This window comes from Cytobacillus stercorigallinarum (assembly GCF_014836495.1).
Lineage (GTDB): Bacteria > Bacillota > Bacilli > Bacillales > Cytobacillaceae > Cytobacillus > Cytobacillus stercorigallinarum.
The window spans coordinates 1-20,026 of the sequence record NZ_JACSQT010000017.1; the positions used below are offsets into that span (position 1 = coordinate 1).

Consider the following 20,026-nt stretch of genomic DNA (forward strand, 5'->3'; position numbering starts at 1 on the left):
GAGTTTTTTTAATACAACGCTATAAGCTTTTTGGAACCCTAGGCCGAGCCCAGGGTTTTCATTTACTAAAAAATAAAGGTCCCCCGTAGAAGGGAACCTATTATATTTAAGCATAGTAACCAAGGATGGCTTTAGGTTCTAAAAATTCTTCGATACCAAAGTCTCCCCATTCACGTCCAATACCTGATTGTTTGAAGCCGCCAAACGGTGCTGAGAAATCAGTTTTTGGATTATTGACTTGGATTTGTCCAGCGCGAATGCCTTTGGCCACTTTTTGTAATGTGTCACGATCGCCACCATACACGTATCCAGCTAATCCAAAAATGGTATCATTTGCGATTTCGATTGCTTCATCCAAATTATCGTATGTGAGAATACTCATCACTGGTCCAAAGATTTCTTCTTGAGCAATCGTCATATCGTTTGTCACATTAGTAAAAGCAGTGATTTTTGTATAATATCCTTTTTCCAGTCCTTTTGGTTTTCCAGGACCACCAGCAATTAATTGGGCACCTTCTTCTGATCCTTTTTTAATATACGATTGTACCCTTTCCCATTGATCTGCATCGACAAGAGGACCAACTTGAACATCTGGACTTGTTGGATCACCGACTGGGAAGTTGTCAATCACTTCTTTTACAGCCTCAATGAATTCATCATGCATACCTTTTGGAATAAGTGTTCTTGTTGCCGCTGTACAAACTTGACCTGTATTTCCTGCGACGAGCGCAACGGCTGTTTTTGCCGCTCCTTTAATGTCGGCATCATCTAACACGATAAGTGGTGATTTTCCACCTAACTCAAGAGAAACTTTCTTAATGGTTGAGGCTGCATTTTCCATAATTTTTTGTCCGACTTCACCAGAACCTGTAAAGGATACGAAATCAATATCAGGATGTGAACTAATACCGTTACCGATTGTTGAACCTGAACCTGTTACTAGGTTAAAGACACCTTTTGGCAAACCTGCTGCTTCAAAGATTTCCGCTAAAATCATCGCTGCAAATGGAGTATTAGATGCTGGTTTAAGCACAACTGTACTACCTGCAGCGAACGCACTCGCTAATTTTGTTGAGGTCTGATTTGTAGGGAAGTTCCAAGGTGTAATGAGACCCGCTACCCCGATTGCTTCTTTACGGACGAGCGTCGTTCCTCGCTCCTCTTCAAATTGGAATTTTTTTAATTCTTCTACCGCTTGTCTAAAGTGCTGTAAGCCCATTTGATAATGTACCTTATTGCTTCGATTTACAGGAGAGCCGAGTTCTTCTGTAATGACTTCTATAATATCGTCTTTACGTTTTTCGTACTCTTGACAGATTCGCTCAAGTAGCTCAATTCTTTCTTCTACTGACGTTTGCGAGAATGATGGAAATGCAGCTTTAGCGGCTGCCACCGCTTTATCTAAATCTTCTTCCGTTCCTGAACTAATTTTCCCCATTACTTCTTCCGTTGCTGGATTAATGACATCTATAGTTTTAGATCCCGTTGATGCGACCCATTCGCCATTAATATAATGCTTTGTATAATTTCGCATAAGTATAATCAAGCTCCTTTAGAAATATTGTTGATCCTACTTATTCCATTCCCTTTCTTACGCATAGTAAACATCCTCAGGTAGTTATTTATTGCCAAATCGCTTCAGTATAATTGTGATAATTTTGGAAAAGATAAACTTACGTGTTCGTCACGTAATATCGATGTGGAGGGATGAACGTTGAAACTTATTGCACAGTTGATTCATCTAATTCAAAGATGGTTAATGAAATTAAACTACTCTGTTTACACGAGAACTAATCGCCTCCTAAGAATAAATAGAGCTAGAGCAATGCCACAAAGTTAAACGTTCTGACATACACAGGTAAAAAGGTAAGCACCTTCATGATGCTTACCTTTTTATTGCTTTTCTTTACTTTTTGCTAGTTTTTCTTTATCCATTGTTCCAGGGGGTTGTTCAAGATAACCCAATTCAATCATTAGATTTGCAATATCTTTTGCATACTGTCCTACTTCAATAGACAAACGCTCATAATCAAGGATCAAATCATGCCTTTGGCTCGCTGCAGCACCCGTCGCATAATTTCCACTTCCGGCAGCTGTTAACATCCCTAGTTGAAAGAGGATCAATTTATCAGAAAATACTTCCGCCGTAGAATTTGTAATACTAACATCACCATCAATCGGTGCTTGAAGATTATTGCTAATTAATTTATCCGCAAACACTTTTACATGTTTTTCTGAAATATCTTTACCTTGTAAACTTATCTTCTGCACTTCTTTTCTAGGAGACATTTGAGCAAAGCTTGTCGCTAGCTTTAAACCAACAACATTATTGAAAAAATTGAGATGGAGATGAGAAATTTCTACTGCATTCAACGCCCTTTTTTCTGCAAAAGGATTTAAGCCTTTAAAATAACTTTTATCATCTACCATATCGATTTCTTTCGGATAAGGAATAACTGGTGATCGGACAAATACACCTTTATTCAATTGTAATTCTGAGCTTTGTTCATATAAATCAGCTGTTACAAAAAGCGTCTTATTATAAAGCTTCCTTATATCTTTTCTTGCACTCAGCGCAAGAAACCCACTATAACTAAGCATGCCAGCTTTTGCCATGTGATGAATATATGTCAACATAAAAATATCTGTATAAACTTTCGGTGCATCTCTATTTACATCAGCAGCAGTAAAACCTTTTGGAATGGGTATTTTCTCTTGTTCAAAAACACTTTTTACCTTTGTTATATGGTCTTCTGAAATCTGACAAGCAGTTTGTACTAGTTGAGATATCGCCTTATCCTCAACGGTAGCTTGTAAATAACTTAAAAACTGAACTGACATCGTATTTTGCATATAAGATGTCCATAAAGACGCTAACTCCGAAGAAGAAAGGTTAATCTTTTCTTCAGTCATGCGTGCACTTCCCTTCACAATATTCTGACCTTATTATTTGTTATTGAAAGGAGAATTATACCAAATAGGAAAATAAAAAAGCAGCTCACTTAAATTTTAAGCGAGCTGCTTTCAGACTTAGATTAAGTTTTTCACTACTTCTTCTAATTTCATCTCCCTGGAGCCCTTAAATAGAATGAGGGCTTCTTTCTTCACGTTTTTATTAATAAATTGGACGATTTCTGATTTTGTATAAGGAGACACCACTTTGTCTTCTCCCATCATTTGTTTCGCTTCTTTAGCAATTGCAGAGGCTAATATGCCATATGTGACGACAAAATCAATTTCATTCGGGTCAATTGCCTTTGCCATTTGTTTATGGAGAGTTTCAGCACTATCACCTAGCTCTAGCATATCCCCTAGTACTAATATTTTCTGATGATAGCCATCCATTTCCTGTACTGTTTCAATCGCAGCTTGTACAGAGTTCGGACTCGCATTCCAAGCATCGTTAATAATAGTGTATCCTTTTTTTGTTTGAATGGTTTCCATTCGCATGGCAGTCAAATCTAAATTCGCCAATCCAGCGATAATGTTTTCAGGCGTCACACCCAGTTCAAGAGCGACAGCCACCGCTGCTAACGTATTTTTCACATTATGTTTACCGATTATCGATACCTTTAGATCTTTAAATGACTGCTCTCCTGCTATATCAAACTCAAGATATTTTTTATATTCTTTTACTTTTTCATAGTAGTAATTATTCGTCATCTCATGACCGAATGTTTTAACACGCATGGGTAAATCAACATTAGCTAACGCCTTCCGAATATGGAGATCGTCGCCATAGTAAATAAATAGCCCACCATCTCTTAGTCCGTCAATAATTTCTAGTTTGGCTTTTGCAATGTTTTCTTCTGAACCAAGTGTGGCAATATGTGCCAAACCAACCATCGTAATCACCACTACATCCGGCTGAGCAATGGTTGACAGTCGATGAATTTGCCCTTGTTCACTCATACCCATCTCCAGAACAAGTACCTCTGTTCCTTCTTCTACATCTAGAATCGTTAGAGGCAAACCAATTTGACTATTCAAGTTTCCTTTTGTTTTATGCACTTTATATGTCGTCTGTAAAATGGACTTAACCATATCCTTCGTTGTTGTCTTCCCATTACTCCCGGTGATACCGACAACCTTCATATTCAACTGCTCACGGTACGACGTCGCCAATTCCTGTAAAGCCTGTAACGGATCATCGACGTAAATCACCGGTACACCATCTGGTGCGTGCTTATGCCCCTTTTTCCAAAGAGTTGCAGCAGCACCACGATCAAATGCCGTATTCACATAGTTATGACCATCATCAATTCTCATAATAGGAATAAATAAATTCCCCTTATGTAAGGTTCTCGTATCTATCGAAACCCCGTCTATACGGATATCATAGTACTCTTCTTGCAGACCTGAACCATTTAACATATCCTGGATTTCAACTAAACTTCGCTTTATCATCCTAAGTCCTCCACAATGATTACTTACATCAAATTGTAGACCTTTTTGCAGAAAAAGAAAACTCTTTATCAAAGTAAAGCTAAAATGTTTTAATTGATTTAACTTTTTGAAAAAAATCTAACTCTGATGATAAAAGGGCATGACGAATGATTGAGTGACAAAAGTTGAAACAACAGGACAAGTCAAAATTGTTTTGAAACGTATTATGCAAAACCAACCTAATATCTGTAAGTTGATTTTAAGTTAGAGATATTTCTTTCTCCTTGTTTCTTTTCTATGCTTACTAACCGCGCAAACAAAATAAAACTCAACCCGCCCATGAAACCAATTACACCAGTAATAACAAGAGATGGTAACCATTCACTTACAATGACTACAACACCTGCAGCACTGACACCTAAGAAAATTGAAACTCCATACAGCGACATATAAGTACTTCTCGCATGATCAGGCACAGTATTAGCGAGCAGGGCCTGCTGCATCGGGATATACATCATCTCACCAATAGATGCAAGGAACATAGCAAAAATAAGCAACATGGGAATGGTTGTAAAACTAAGAACCGTATACCCGGTGAAAAATAGCAAAAGTCCAACCAAAAATGTCACACGTTCCTTCCACTTTTTTATGACTGTGATAACAACAAACGTAAGGGTAACAACAAGTAAAGTATTTTCTGTCTTCAAAAATCCTAGTAGATTCATACCGTCTAATTCCATAGGAATGGCGGTAATGATCGGTACTGGATTTGGGAGTTGTTCTGTTAAACGAATACCAATATAATTCGTTAATTGTTCCTCCACAGCTACAATCAATACGCTTGCAAGAATAAATAGGATAAAGAATTTATGCCTTAATATCTCTAAATAATCTTTATACATTTGAATCGTTTGACCCCTTTTTTGCCACTGCACGTTAGGTTGATAGGTTTCCTTAATAAACACCTTTGTCATCAAAATAGAAAGTAACGATACAAGAGCTGCACTGAGGAGTATTAAGACAAGGTGGGAAAAAAAGAAGAAAGCGCCGATCATACTACCAATCGCAATCCCTAAATTTCGAACCCAATAGGCATAAGTGTAAATCATTTTTCTTTCTTCAGGGGAACTCACATCAATGATTAATGCTTGATAGGCTGGATTGACGACACCTGTGCTAAATTGAATAATGATAAAAAATAAAAACGTGATGTAAGGATAGGCACCAACGGTTGTATTGACAGCCGCCGCACCTATATAACCTATAAACACAAACAGTTCTGCAAGCAATATTACCTTCCTTCTCCCTACTCTGTCTGAAACAACCCCACCTAATAAGGAGCCTAAAACACTAGCCAACATCACACATAGAAATAGAATACCTGTCACTGCCTTTCCAACTTCTCCAGCAAAGTAAATAATGATATAAGGTAAAATCGCCATTGTTGAAATAGATGAAATGAATTGCAGCAGTAATCTAATACGGATGGCTGGGTGCAAATTTTTCATAGAAATCTCCCTTCTTTTAAATGATTGATTAATCAATCATTATTGGTGTAAATGAGAAGGCTTCCCTCAACAAGAAAGCCTTCTATCTATCACTCTTCAGTTGGTGCAAAAAGGTTCAGTGCAGTAACAGCATATTGTTCCCACACATCACTATAGCGATTATCAGTCGAATTTAAACGAACGCCAATTAAGAGACTCGTATACAACGTGGCAACAATAAGCGGATCTTGTTTCGTAAATACCCTTTTTTCCTGCCCGTTTTGGACCAATTGCCCGATCTTCCCACGAAATACATCATGGAACTCGTCTAATTCCTTAAATACATTAGCATACCGTTCATGCTGTCCCACAACTTGCACAACCAATTGCAGATATTGATTCATTTCTGCAAATGCTCTAAAATGCTCTCTTACCATCCGTTTTGTTTCCGATAAAGGATCAGCAGAAGTCTCATCAAAAAATAAAACGCGTTCCTTCAATTCCGCTAAAGGTTCAACAACAACTGTATAAAACAATGCTTCCTTATCTTTAAAATAAGTAAACACACTACCAAAACTAACATTGGCAGCAACAGAAACCTTCTTAATTGTCGTACCCTCATACCCTTCAGTCGCAAATAACCCCATAGCCGCATCAAGAATTTTCTTTTTACGGAGCTCCATATTTTGAATTTGTTTTTCCGATAATGGCATTTGAACACCTTCTTTTAATGATTGATTAATCAATCATTATTTATTTATGACTTATAATATACCATTTACCAACTTATGTAAAGTAATTATTCTCCTTTTGAAAATAACCCTTTAAGTAATGGCTCTTTCTTTTTCATTTTCGCAGGAATAAAAAAACGGTTTTTATCATGTTTGTCCAAATAAGGCAGGAGAATTTTTGCCCTTTCCGCTCCACTCGTTGCATTGGTTAAATCTTTTTCTATCAACTTAAAGTGATTATCCACGCTTCCCCCTTCACTATAAATAAATCGTTCATCCAAAAAATGTTCAGCCGCTTCGGTTTCATTGTCCGTATAAGCATGGACAGAGGGGCGAGCCCAAAACACGTCTTTCCGAATAATGCGAGCCGGACTTCCCGCTGCTGATACATTAGATGGTAATGATTTTGACACAAGGGATTTTGCACCAAGAATTGAACCCGAGCCAATGTTCACACCTTTTAAAATCATCACATCTTGTCCGATCCAAATATGATCGCCTACATAAACACTTTTCGTTGGATTGATGCGCTTTTTCGTTGGTGCATCATAAATCAAATGGGGATCGGCTAACCTTACAACCACACCTGTGGAAAACATATTATCATCACCAATGAAAAGATTCTTTTGCTCTGAGAGAATAAACCTGGCACGGCCGTTAAAGGAATAGTTACGACCGATAAAGAAAGTATTATTATTCCATACCGAGACATTAAATGTCGCACGCCGATTCGATTTACCAATGATCACAACTGAATCATTCCCATTAAAATGAATATTCGTATCTTTAAACTTAGCACCACGTTCAACAATTAATGTATTGCCCTCACCAACAAATTTAATCTTTGAATGATCAAACGAAAGTGCTTCATCTGCTGGTCCGATGAATTGGATTTCATTCTTTGAAGTTGGTTTTTTTAATATATTTGTGATGGTTTCCATAATTTTTACACCTACTTTTTTTAGCATTAAAACGCATTTATTATACATAAGAATGGATACATCATACGCATTTTAATCCTAACTTAACGACTTTGTATTGAAGATACGGTAATTTTTACATCAGCTGTAATAATCACTTATCAAACGTAACTCAAAATGGTTATTTATTCCTTTATTATGAGCAAAAGCAGCATATGCATGCTATTAAAGTGCAAAAACCTTTATAAAGTAATCAGACTGATACTTCATAAAGGTTTCTCATGGATTATTTTTTTAACGAAAAGCAACTTCCACCTTACCTAGTTCACTAAATTCAGCAGTAAACACATCTCCTTTTTGCGCAACGACTGCTGCGGATAAGGCACCTGATAAAATCACTTCTCCTGCTTTCAAAACAACATCATATTCGCTTAATTTATTCGCTAACCATGCTACACATGTAGCTGGATGCCCTAAGACATCTGCACCTGTTCCCCTGTTCATTAATTCACCATTTTTATACAGGCTCATTTCGATTTTATTTAGCTCCAAACCGCTAACAGTAAATTTCTCCTCTCCTAATACATAAAGCCCGCAAGAAGCATTATCGGCAACAGTGTCTGCTAATTTGATTTCCCAATTGCGAATGCGGCTGTCGACAATCTCCAATGAAGGAATAATATATTCAGTTGCGGATAAAACCTCATCGGCCGTCACATGTGGACCTTTTAAATCCTTATTAAGCACAAATGCAATTTCCCCTTCAACTTTTGGTTCGAAAAGGGAGTCGATATCGATTAATCCCTTGTTTGATATGCTCATACTATCTAATAAGTGACCGTAATCGGGTTGATCGACTCCTAAAAGTTCTTGCATCGCAAAGGATGTTAAACCAATCTTTTTCCCAACAACTTTCTGGCCATCTTTCACTTTCTGTGCAATCGCCCGCAGTTGGACTTGATACGCATCGTGAGTGGTTAGGTTAGGGTATTGGTTAGTTAATGGCGCAATCGCTGTTTTCGTTTGTTCAGCACGAAGTAAATGCTCGTATATTTGCTGTATATTAATCGTCTTTTGATTACTCAATGAATAAACTCCCTTTCTTGTCAATATCAAAAAAACTTTGATAGTACACACTTGTACTATCAAAGTCAGGTAAGAATAACAAAACTTACTTCACGGGTATTTTACTAAAAAAGTCAATAATGACCTTGTTGAAATCTTCCACCTTTTCCCATTGCGGCCAATGTCCCGCATCGTTAATAACGATTAATTCACTGCCAGGTATCATCTCTTGAATGGGCATGGCTTCCTCTACAGTTGAAGTAGGGTCGTGGTCAGTCCATGCTAATAAGGTTGGCACATCAATCTTTCCACACCAAGATGAATCCCAGCTATATTTTTTTCTAAATTCTATATCTTGTAAGGCTACAATATGATCAACCGCTTTTTGATAGGATGGTTGTGTATAGATGTTGTATCGTGCCTCAATAAGTTCATCCGTCACTTGACTCTTATCATACATTAGCCATTCAAGTCGCGTTTTCACATTTTCATAGTTTGCTTCTCGGACCGCCTTAATCGTGGATTCCTTCAGTTTCTTCATCACTTCAGCCTTGTTGTTGACATTTCCAGGCGTATTTAATACTAAAGCTTTAGCAATGCCAGGGTGATGTGCGGCAAACCAGGCTGCAACCCATCCGCCTAAGGATTCACCAGATAAATAGACTTCATGCAAATCTAAAGCTTGAATCACTCCTAATAGGTGATCACTATAGGCATCAATTCCATATGGGTGATTAGGCTTTTCCGTGTATCCATGCCCAAGCATATCGATACAAATGACACGGAAATGCTCACTCAACCCTCTAATATTCCGAGCGTAGGCTTCGATATGACCACCAGTACCGTGAAGCAAAATGAGTGGTTCTCCCGTTCCTGCTTCTAGCACTCTCGTTCTTATTCCATTGGCATCCACATAATAATTTTTAAAAGCTAAATCGGCTAAATCATTCCAAATTGTCACCTGAACATCCTCCTTTATATAAGAAACGCTTTATACTTTATGAAACTTAACAACACCCATTCCTGTCACCCATTCTGGGATTGGATCATAACATGCAACCTCTGGTTCAAACTCTTGCAGAATGCCAAGCAACACAAGCCAGTTATGTATCTCTTGGCCGCCATTCCCGCCATTTTCTTCGATATAATCTGGAGACCATTGTCTAAGTGCCTGATAATCTTTTTCTCTAATCAATTGTAAAAATTCACGATCCCACTCTTCATTGACCGGTCCAGATTTTAAGCTTGTCACACGTGTTTTACGCGTGTTCAAATATTCATCAAGCTCTTCAATCTGTTGACGACCATTAGTAAGCACTTTAATTAACTCTTGATCCTCAGGCTTTTCACTATCAATCTTCGGAATTGGTACCCAATGAGAAATGCCACCTGATGCAACAATCGCTACTTTTTTATCGCTTTCCCATGTTTCAATGGCTTTACGAACCACTTCTCCGACTTGGAAACAACGATCCATTGTCGGAAGTGGAGGTGCAGCTGTATTCACAGCAATCGGCACAACTGGAATCTTTAAATCATCGTTTAAAAAATGGACTGCTTGCGTGTGACCATGATCCACTTTCATTCTCATTGAGAAAGCAAAGTCCACATTATTCGCCAATCCAGTATCAAGAACATGTTTCGCTAATTCTTTCTCAAGGGGAATTTGGTATTCAGGAATTTCCCAATCTCCCCATCCTTCACAGCGGTCAAGTCCAATTGTGAAGGATGGCATATGATCATAAAAGTAACTATTAAAGTGATCATCCGATATAAGCACAATTACATCTGTTCCCACATCATTGAGCCATTGTTTCATATCAGCAACGGTTTGAAGGAAACGTTGTCCTTTTTCACCACCGCCAGCTTCATTTGTCATAATCATTGGACTATGTGACATCGCTACCCCTGCTACTATTTCAGCCATATCTCCAACCCCTTATGTTTTACTGTTATTTTCAAATCTAGGCAGTCACATTTCAAACCTGCCTATTATTTTTCAAATGGTAGATCCCCTAAAATAATACTTGCCTGTAACGCTAAGAAAAGCTGACTACTTGTTTGGAGATCATTGATATCAGCATCTAAAATTTTTCCGATTTTTTGAACACGGTACCGTAATCCGCCTAGCGATAAATTCATGACTTTTGCTGTTTTACACATATTTTGGCCATTCTTAATATAGATGTATAGCGTTTTGGTTAATTCTGATTCTTTCCCGCGATCATACTCAATTAATTTTGAAAGCATTTTGTTACAAAAATGTCGGATGTCTTCATTTTTCCCTGTGCGGAATAATATCCCCACTGCCCCCAAATCATCGAAGTACATGATGTCTTTTTGTTGATTACTCACATTCAATGAGATGAGTGCTTCATTGTATAGAATAGGAATATCTTCAAGAGAGGTTGCTTTTGAACTTATTCCTATTTTAAAAGGGATTTGAGGATATTTCTCTTTGAGATAATGAAGTAATTTCCAGATAAATTCATCGACGTTTATAAACTGCTTCGAGAACACATCTATAGGTAACAAAGCTGCAATGTTTTGCGCGTCTTCAGAAATAAGAATATTCAGATTACGTTCCATGAAATATCTTGAGAAAACTTCAATTAAATTCATTGCACCGATTGGTTCCTTTTCACTCGGATAAAAATCTCCATCCACTTTTAAAACGAGAAATTGATACTCCTTACCTAAATCCACGCCAATATGCCTTGCCCTTTTGAACAACACGACAGGATTTAGACGATTATGTATCATGTCTTCTAACAGTCCACCTTTAATGTTTAATCTAAGCTCTGTATCTAAAATGGACTCCTTGTTGTAGTTACTTACAGACCCAATCAGATGCATTTGTTGCATTTTCAACCAATCAAGTTCAGTGAAAGAAGGCTTAATAAAGGAACAATATCCAACCACCTTCCCCTTTGAAATCATTGGTGCTATTAATCTTTTATGTTTATTGGATTGCTCCATTTCGATTAGTTGCTGATTCTCCATAAGATCATTCAGTTTAGTCTGCATAGCTCTTTGCTCGTTGTTTTTCACTATGTTTTTTAATTGTTTACTATATTGTTTCGCTAGTTCTGTATCTAAACCGACTGAATAAAGATAGTTAAATCCTAAATCTTCAAGAATAATAGGGTTATTTGTCAGCTGATAGCAAACATCAGCCAATCGTGCTTCGCCAACGCCATTCAGGAAGTGTTCAATGGCTTTATTATTAAAATCTACAGCAGCTTGCAAATGATTCTTTTCTGTTAACACTCTATCTAGGCAATTCAAGAGCATTTGTGGTAATCCCGATTCGAGTTCCTTTTCCGTGTAGTTAAAGTTGCCAAAATGGGAAGACATTTGTACAAACGTCTCTAAAGCTTCAGGATAATGAACCTTATTTTGCAATATACTCACCCACTTAAGAAAGTTACTAGTTGAATTAGTTACCTGAAAAATTAGTATTTTAATATTATTCTACTTCCTTTGGAAGTATCTGTCTATTTTGGACCACCTTATTAGTAGAGTGGGTGAGCCTGAGCAAAAAACAGATATTGAATAACCCGTAAAACACTTTGTTCCTTCATTTCTATTCTAATAGTCTTGTAACTTAGCTGAGTCGAGTATTCTTGTTGAAAAACCTAACCATTGATCCCCTTATTTGCACGCCAATTTATAAACCTTCACTAGCTTTCACCTTTAATTTTTCCAACAGACCCTCACTACCAGTTTTTCTGCGAATGCCTCGAATACCCCAGCCCCCATCAAAATTCAATACAGTGCCTGTTGCAGGAACATTGTCATCTCGAGAGGCAAAAAACACATAAGAACCTGCATAATCTTCTCCTTGCAAGATACGGCCGACCGGAGAGGCTGCTGCGATATTCTCTTTACCCGCTTCCAAATCGTCGTCCTCATACCATTCCTTATACATGCTTGTAACAGACCGACTGTCCATTTCTAATGAGGCAGGCCCTCTCAAATCGGTCATAGCGCCACCAATTGCAATCCCATTCACGCGAATATAAGGGGCCACTTCGAAGGCCAACTGACGAACCAAACCAACCACCGCATGTTTTGTTGCAGTGTAAAGCGGTCCTCCTCCATTCGTATAAAATCCCGCATTGGAAACAGTAAAGATCATATTCCCTCGCGTTTCAACCAATTGCGGAAGACATGCTTTAGCTGCTAGTAAATATCCCTTCACATTGACATGGAATAATTCATCAAATGCTTGATCTATTTTATCTTCTGGAAGATCGACAAGTGCCATATTGTAATCCCAGATGCCTACATTTGCAATGAGCGTGTCAATTTTGCCAAAATGTTCGCTGCACTGATTAACTGCTGTCTTCAATTCACTCAGTTGACGGACATCCCCAACGATGCCAATGACATCATCGCCAAATGTCTGTTCAAGTTCTTTGAGACGATCTACTGACTTATCAAATACCGCTACCTTCGCACCTTCAGATACAAAACGTTCTACAATCGCCCGGCCAACACCGGACGCACCGCCTGTGATAAAGGCCACTTCATTTGCCAATTTCATTTTGTAGCCCCCACTCGTAAAAATATGTCACCCATCCACTACTTTGCTCTTACTTTGTTCTGCTTCAAAGTATCCATCCTCAAATGCCACGAATACATCCTCTCCCTCAACCTTTACCGGATACTTCTTCAAAGGTTTCCAAGGCGGAGCCATCTTTACTGCCCCCGTGTGAGCGCAGAACTTCCCCATGTGCAAAGAACAAACGATGACATCTCCATCTAAATAACCGCCCTCTGACAATGACCATTTGGCATGAGAACAGCGATCCTGTGTGGCAAGTACTTTACCATTCACATTAAACACCGCTACTGCCGTATCTCCTTCAACTACTTTTAATCCTTCATCATCTGGTAAATCAGACAACGTGCAAACCTTTGTATATTTCATTCCACACATCCCCTTCCCCTGTTCATCATGTTTTTAGAAAAGCGCAAGGCGCCCGCCTATTGGCTTATGACCTCGACCCGATGGCGCCTGGAGCTAGATATGAAAACCCATTTTAAAAATTTTATACTTTCTTATATGTCAAAAAAAGACAGATAAGTTATTTGACAAAAGTGTACTCTGATCGATTAAGATTGTTCGACGGGCAATTTTAAAACCCAATCCACCCTCTGAACGTCTCAGCACATCCCTGCGCTCTCCTGGAAAAATATCCGCCTGATTTTCTGAGCGATTACGATACACGATAAAGGATGACACGACTTCATACGTGTTCGGCTCCTCCGTCTCGTTAATTATCACATTGGAAATGAGATGCCTTGTGCGCGAGACTGGATTCTCTGCCCAGTTCACTCCTGAGACTCTCGCTCGAATACGTCCGCGCATCGTTTCATAAGTATCGTCGTAATGCCCACCTTGTCCTATAGCAGTATACTCCTGAGACATCTCTCTACCTAAACGGTTCATGCGAATCGGCATCCAATAATGAATATCTTTTTCCATTAACTCTAACCATGCCTCAAACTCCGAGTGGTCTAGCAGCTGTGCTTCCTTGTAATAAAACTGTTCAATTTCATGCTGTAGTTCCAAACTCGGGCTTTTGTCTGCCCATTTAAACGGTTTAACTAGTTCTGCTACTTCCATCCTCATTCACCCTCCTTTATATTACTAACCTCTACTCACTCAAAGTTGTGGCTTTGGCAGGCTCCGGTCTCAATGTATCCCAACTTGACTCCGACATCATACGGACCCAATGAGAATAAAACCCTCTCGCCACATCTTCGGAAAATACATAGGAAGTTTGACCAGGGAATTCTGGATTGTTTTTCCCTTGTACATTTAAACCCATTTGCATAGCTAATGGTGCTGTTTTTGATTTATATCCACGAAGAGCGTTTTGAATCTCCACCCAGTTCTCGCCATCATCTTGCTCATATACGCCACCGGCACTAAACGTACGGACATTTTGTCTCGCCAGTTCATCCTTGATTTCCTGCGGCGCATCTTTATCTACAATGACAAATGCCCAAACTTCAATCTCATTTGGTCCTTTCGGATGCCAAGTACGGACTGTATTCATTCCATAAGGTAGGAATGAGCAGTTAGGGAAGATTGTCATATGACTTGCACCCATTCTGTGATAAGGCATTTTAGACTCTAACCGTTCTTTTGCCCTTTCAAATGCCGGACCTTCACTATAATATTTATCTACTAATGGACCTACACGCACCGATCCTCTTGCTGTATCTAGATAGAATCCACAACCATGTCCACCCCATTCAGAAAGGAATTGATGCCCTTTCATATGCGGTTGGAAAACGGACAGATCTTGATCTTCCGGCAATCCCGCCACTACTGCTGCCAAATGAGAAGTTGTGGCTGCATGGTACATATCACCAGCAAATTGCTCTGCCGCAAACTTCCAGTTACACGGAATGACCCACTTTTGCATCGTACCAATAACTTCTGTACCTGCCTCAGAGCGGTCCAGCATCGTATCCATGTATGGAGTCGCATCACTTAAATACGTAAGCAAATCCGGTGCCTCTGGGTCCCAATTGGCAAATACTAATCCTTTATATATCTCCACTCGTGCCTGTAACGGCCCCCAATCTTCTTTCTTAAAATCAGAAGGAAACGCCTCTTCTTCAAATGGGACATTCACTAATTTTCCAGCCGTGTCATAGGCCCATCCATGATACGTACAAGTGAACGCCTTCGCATTCCCACAATCGGCCCGACAAATTCTCATTCCCCGATGACGGCACTGATTATGAAACACCTTAATACTGCCATCCCTCTGACGTACCATCACAACAGGATCTTCTCCCATATAAGTAGTTAAATAATCACCCTTCTTTGGCACATGACTCTCATGACCAAGAAGCAACCAAGAGCGACCAAAAACCCTCTCCAACTCCAATTCATATAATTCCTGATCCGTATAAATACGTGGATCGATTTTCCCCTGCTCTGTATCGATTAGGGAATGAATCGATTCTGATGTCCATTTTCCATCATTAAAACTCATACCTTAGAACCACCCTTTCAATTAAATTCACAAATGAAATCGCTTTCTTAAACTAAGTTTAAAATTTTTCCCAACGAAAAAATACAACAACAATTGCTTTTTATATCTATATTTTCTAAACATTCTGTATAGATTGAAATACATATAATTCCATATCCCTTATAAAGAATAAATAATTCTAGGACAAATGGATGTCATTTAAATATAAAAAGAGCCATTTTCCAATAAAAAAACGACTCTCGCATAATTTACTTTTCCTATTTATTAAAAGGAATGGAAATCATTTTAATTTAGGAGTCCAGAGGCTGAGGGATAAGTTTGTTGAAATTAAGCAAGCATTACGAAACCACTTCTACCTTAAGATATTACCAACTTGCTGCGGAAATTTCGTACATGTCTCTTTTCTCTGATCAGTTTACAAAAGCATAATCAATTACTACTATCTAGAGAGCTTCAAAGAAAAAAACGAAAACTACTGTTTTGTAAAAAAATAATAATAAGTTAATTTTAACTCAATATTTTTATTCTTTTATCTAGTCACTAGCAAATATTTTTATATTTATATAGAAAAAATAGCAGTACATCCCAGATTAAGGGGATTGTACTACTATTTCCAACATTTTTAGTATGTTATTGTATTACAAGCTTTAAACAAAAGTAGTAATAAATGCAAACATTATTTGTCATATTCTAAACACCATAAAATACCATCATTTATTAGATATTCTTTTTCATTTGAATCTGTATTTCTAATTTCAAGTAGCTTTGAAAGCATTAATTCCTTTTCTGTTTCTGATAGCGTCTCAAGCTCATCTTCTAACCAAACAGTACAAGAGTAATATGGAGTAAACTCTTTGGAAAGGTTCTCTAACCAAGATGGCTTCTTTACTTCATCCGGACATCTTATAAAACGTGTTTTATATTCATTAATTTGATTTTCAATCACAATCATTATTTGAGATTCGAAAATATTATCTTCGTGTATATGCAGTCTAATATAAAAATGTTCCATATTATAAACATTCGCATACTCTTTCCATGAGTCAAAAATATTTATGAAAGTTATAGTGATTTTTTTCTTATACCAATCTGGTATCTTGTCTAAATCTTGAAAGTTAAACATTTTTAAATAATCAACATATTGATTTTGCAATATAGGAAAATTAAATATTTTATTTTCTTTTTCTAGATTCTCTATCTGTTTAATTCTTCTTTTCCAACCTCTAATTTTTTTCAAAATCCACCACTCTCCAAAAGGAACTATGGCAGTTAGATGCCGTAGCTCGGCATTAAAATTATTTATCCTGAAAAATCAGCAAAAATTTCATTGATTTTCTTTTGATTCTGCTCCAAAGGTATTAAATACGCTCCGAGTCCTTTTACAGATTAAACGATTTAATCACTGCCTATATTTATTATCTTATTACAACATATTAACGCGGTAATTTATTGGATTTTTATATAAAACAGGCTGTCGAGACTTTTTCGACAGCCTGACAGCATAGAATTTGCTGAAATAGCAAGGTCTATACTGTATTTTAAGAATGATAAGTGAACTGCATATTCCGACTAATTAATGGATAGAGAGTTATTCTTCACAAATATCATCGATAAGAAAAAAATCATTAATCCATTCTCTCTGTTTTCCGCTCGTATTTTACTACTCTTTGCAATTTATCTAAATTCACCTTACGATCCCAAGCTTTTTTTGCATTTTCCATAAAATAAGGATAAAGATATTGATCAACGACCAACTGATACTCCAAATCATCAAGTAAATTATACGTACGGATTTTTATCGTTTCATTATCAAAAGTTTCAATCACAATATCATTAATCAAATTCAGTGGATTTCTTACTAAGTCTACATTCTGGATGTTTTTGATCTCAATGCTAGCAACTTTCGACTTAATCGTCCCATTTTCACCTTTAACAATCGTGAAAAGGACCTTTCCTGGTTTTAAACCCGGAAGTGACCAAAGCGTTATATAAAGGAAAAAAGGCGTAAAAATGAGGCCACTACCAAGGTAGAATAAAGAATAATCAGACTCAAACTTCAACCCCTGTATAATCAAGAAAGAACAGGCAAATAAAAAACCTACAGTCGCTAGCATTAACCAACCGTACATGAACTTTGAACCTTTAATGTGAATAGTATTCTCTTCTTTCTTCAAGTTTAACAAGTTATGTACCTCCCTTAGACTGTAGAAACATTGTTGGTAAATAATAATTTATTTATAGATGCCTCATTAGCTCTTTTAATACTCAAATCATCATTGTTCTCCCGTGTAATTAGCCAACATTCCTCATTTCCTGGTACTATAAAATACAGAGAAATTAGGTCAGGGTTTTTTTCTGAGTTATACATTAAGCTTACTAAACTATCCATTTTCCCGTTTCTTTTTGAAAGATCCTCTAAAAATTGAATGATGTTATTAGACTCTCACTTTTTACTTTTCAGAATGCCTTTGAAATAAGTAAGGAATCAAATTTTCTCCTGGCTTCCCCAGACCATGTCCTTGTATTTATATGTATACTTTGCATTAGTGTTACTTCATTAATTTTAACTCCTCAAAAGATTCCTAAAACAACCTTGTTAGTGCTCTCACTTTATCTGAATTCTCTTTTTCACCTCATCAATTATTCAATGAATTATCTCTCATTATCACAATTACCATTTAGTGAAATAATTCCCTTTTTAATTATATAAATATTACTATAATTACTAAGTTCCTTCAACATATGAAAATAAAACTATCTTGTGAATACCTAGTATTTCTACTTAATCCAAATATTATATTAAAATTCATCCTTCTTTTTGAATTGATAACATTATCGGTACAAGAGCATTTACTGAAGAACAGGAGCAATCTTTTAGACAAATGGCATTCAAAGAATTTGTTATGAAGATTAAGTAAGGTGTGAAAAATGAAAAAAGTGCGTTTGCTCTTTAACTGCATTGTAAATAATCTTATGGACAATCTTTATTTCGATAGGGACTTTAGGTCTAGTTGAACTTAATATCTCTACTTCCAGCGTTCAAAAGATGTTAGCACTAACACTTTAACTAACCTCTCTAATAATAAAACATATTCAACTATAGAAAGAGCATGAAAATTAGGAGAAATATCACAGATTGTTAAAGTTAAAAAACTAGAAAAGTAGTAAAACAATGTAAAAAAAAAGAAAACAAATGAAAAAAATATGATATAATTCCTTGTGTAATTAGTATCACAATCTAGGGGGAAAATGGTTTGAAAAAGTTTTTTAAATTTGGCTGTTTAGGGTTTATTGGTTTGATTGTACTAATCATAGTTATTGCTGTGGTAGGTGGAGGCGATGACGAACCAGCTTCAACAGGTGCAGATTCCAACACATCAGATAATGCGAAATCAAATGATAAACCTAAAGAAGAAAAGAAAGAAGAACCGAAGCTTGCTGCTATTGGTGAGACTTTAAAAGTCGGCGATGTTGAATTTACTGTAAACGATAAAACAACAAGTGATAATGTCGGTGGTGAATTCGGACAAAACGCTCAAGCTACATACTTAATTCTGGATGTAACAGTTACAAATAAAGGGAACGAAGCAATTACAGTTGATAGTAATTTCTTCAAATTAATGTCTGGAGAAAAAACGTTTGAATCAGATACAACTGCGGGTGTCTTTGCAAATGAACAGGCAGACTTCTTCCTTTCACAAGTAAACCCTGATTTATCATTAACAGGAAAAGTTGTTTTCGATTTAACCGAAGAAGTAATTAATTCAGAAGATTTACTCCTGAATGTACAAACTGGAATTTTTGGTACTGAACAGGGACAAATTAATATTGCTGATTAATAGCTAAGAAAATAACAGCCCCTCTCATTTGAGAAGGGTTTTTTGTTTTCAAAAGTACTTTTAACATACAAAGAGAACTATTATGTAAAAAGGAATGCGTTTTGGCATTTCTTGAAGACCTTGCGTTTTACACACCGTGAAAGACCTTCCCGAATGAAAGTAAAAACGAGTGCTTGCAAACTTGCTTTCAGTATTTCGGTTCTGTTCAATCGTTCCTATTAAACAATCGCACCCTTATCTTTGAAGAAGAGATTAACATTCATCCCTTACTAGTCGTGTAGATGTCACTTGAAGGTACTAAAAAAGAGAGATACACCTCAACGCAAGCGAAGGGAGAGGGATGTGGAATTATGTTAGAAGGTGGCATGACTGTGCCAAACAGTTTAACAGGCTTACACAATGACATAGATTAGTCCCATAGCCTGACTGAATAAAAAGACCAACTAGAAAGCTTGTGGCTTTGTGTAAGTTGTACTAAAATGACTCGCTTACTTTGCTTAACGAGTTGAAATTAACATGAAAAGGACTTGAAGAATATCCAAGTCCTTTAAGATTTGTAAAGTGTTTGGCTTATAT

Annotated in this window: 17 protein-coding genes; 1 reads left to right on the forward strand and 16 read right to left on the reverse strand. The window is 37.1% G+C overall.

Annotated features, from left to right (window positions below):
- Window positions 1–106: 106 nt before the first annotated feature.
- The 16 genes from H9655_RS20510 to H9655_RS20585 all read right to left on the reverse strand — a co-directional run bounded on the left by H9655_RS20510 (window position 107) and on the right by H9655_RS20585 (window position 17,794).
- Window positions 107–1,534: an aldehyde dehydrogenase family protein gene (locus H9655_RS20510; protein ID WP_191817094.1), complete on the reverse strand. Its 1,428-nt coding sequence runs from the start codon at window positions 1,532–1,534 to the stop codon at window positions 107–109.
- A 359-nt stretch (window positions 1,535–1,893) separates the two neighbouring features.
- Window positions 1,894–2,913, reverse strand: a complete 1,020-nt coding sequence (locus tag H9655_RS20515) for a DUF3231 family protein (protein WP_191817095.1) — start codon at window positions 2,911–2,913, stop codon at window positions 1,894–1,896.
- Window positions 2,914–3,030: 117 nt separating this feature from the next.
- A complete protein-coding gene (locus H9655_RS20520; RefSeq protein WP_191817096.1) occupies window positions 3,031–4,407 on the reverse strand; it encodes a UDP-N-acetylmuramoyl-tripeptide--D-alanyl-D-alanine ligase in 1,377 nt (458 codons plus the stop codon).
- Between the two features lie 218 nt (window positions 4,408–4,625).
- Entirely contained in the window at window positions 4,626–5,894 is a 1,269-nt protein-coding gene (locus H9655_RS20525; protein WP_191817097.1) for an MFS transporter, read from the reverse strand.
- Between the two features lie 89 nt (window positions 5,895–5,983).
- Window positions 5,984–6,586, reverse strand: coding sequence for a TetR/AcrR family transcriptional regulator (locus H9655_RS20530; protein WP_191817098.1), 603 nt, complete (start codon window positions 6,584–6,586; stop codon window positions 5,984–5,986).
- An 86-nt stretch (window positions 6,587–6,672) separates the two neighbouring features.
- Window positions 6,673–7,572 carry an acyltransferase gene (locus H9655_RS20535; RefSeq protein ID WP_225230783.1) on the reverse strand — a complete coding sequence of 300 codons (900 nt, stop codon included), beginning with the start codon at window positions 7,570–7,572 and terminating at the stop codon, window positions 6,673–6,675.
- A 246-nt stretch (window positions 7,573–7,818) separates the two neighbouring features.
- Window positions 7,819–8,610, reverse strand: coding sequence for a 2-keto-4-pentenoate hydratase (locus tag H9655_RS20540; protein WP_225230784.1), 792 nt, complete (start codon window positions 8,608–8,610; stop codon window positions 7,819–7,821).
- 85 nt (window positions 8,611–8,695) lie between these two features.
- Window positions 8,696–9,550, reverse strand: coding sequence for an alpha/beta fold hydrolase (locus H9655_RS20545; RefSeq protein ID WP_191817100.1), 855 nt, complete (start codon window positions 9,548–9,550; stop codon window positions 8,696–8,698).
- 30 nt (window positions 9,551–9,580) lie between these two features.
- Window positions 9,581–10,516, reverse strand: coding sequence for a DODA-type extradiol aromatic ring-opening family dioxygenase (locus H9655_RS20550; protein WP_191817101.1), 936 nt, complete (start codon window positions 10,514–10,516; stop codon window positions 9,581–9,583).
- A 65-nt stretch (window positions 10,517–10,581) separates the two neighbouring features.
- Window positions 10,582–11,994: a PucR family transcriptional regulator gene (locus H9655_RS20555; RefSeq protein ID WP_191817102.1), complete on the reverse strand. Its 1,413-nt coding sequence runs from the start codon at window positions 11,992–11,994 to the stop codon at window positions 10,582–10,584.
- Window positions 11,995–12,259: 265 nt separating this feature from the next.
- A complete protein-coding gene (gene hcaB / locus H9655_RS20560; protein WP_191817103.1) occupies window positions 12,260–13,138 on the reverse strand; it encodes a 3-(cis-5,6-dihydroxycyclohexa-1,3-dien-1-yl)propanoate dehydrogenase in 879 nt (292 codons plus the stop codon).
- Between the two features lie 27 nt (window positions 13,139–13,165).
- On the reverse strand, window positions 13,166–13,525 hold the full coding sequence (locus H9655_RS20565; protein ID WP_191817104.1) for a non-heme iron oxygenase ferredoxin subunit: 360 nt from the start codon (window positions 13,523–13,525) through the stop codon (window positions 13,166–13,168).
- A gap of 138 nt (window positions 13,526–13,663) precedes the next feature.
- The gene (locus tag H9655_RS20570) at window positions 13,664–14,224 is read right to left on the reverse strand and encodes an aromatic-ring-hydroxylating dioxygenase subunit beta (RefSeq protein WP_191817105.1); all 561 of its coding nucleotides are present in this window, start codon (window positions 14,222–14,224) and stop codon (window positions 13,664–13,666) included.
- A gap of 31 nt (window positions 14,225–14,255) precedes the next feature.
- Window positions 14,256–15,611: an aromatic ring-hydroxylating dioxygenase subunit alpha gene (locus H9655_RS20575; protein ID WP_191817106.1), complete on the reverse strand. Its 1,356-nt coding sequence runs from the start codon at window positions 15,609–15,611 to the stop codon at window positions 14,256–14,258.
- A 676-nt stretch (window positions 15,612–16,287) separates the two neighbouring features.
- Window positions 16,288–16,848 carry a hypothetical protein gene (locus H9655_RS20580; RefSeq protein ID WP_191817107.1) on the reverse strand — a complete coding sequence of 187 codons (561 nt, stop codon included), beginning with the start codon at window positions 16,846–16,848 and terminating at the stop codon, window positions 16,288–16,290.
- Window positions 16,849–17,236: 388 nt separating this feature from the next.
- Window positions 17,237–17,794, reverse strand: a complete 558-nt coding sequence (locus H9655_RS20585) for a DUF5381 family protein (RefSeq protein ID WP_191817108.1) — start codon at window positions 17,792–17,794, stop codon at window positions 17,237–17,239.
- Between the two features lie 1,071 nt (window positions 17,795–18,865).
- Between H9655_RS20585 and H9655_RS20590 the strand changes: the two genes are divergently transcribed.
- Entirely contained in the window at window positions 18,866–19,450 is a 585-nt protein-coding gene (locus H9655_RS20590; RefSeq protein WP_191817109.1) for a DUF4352 domain-containing protein, read from the forward strand.
- The last annotated feature ends 576 nt before the right edge of the window (window positions 19,451–20,026 follow it).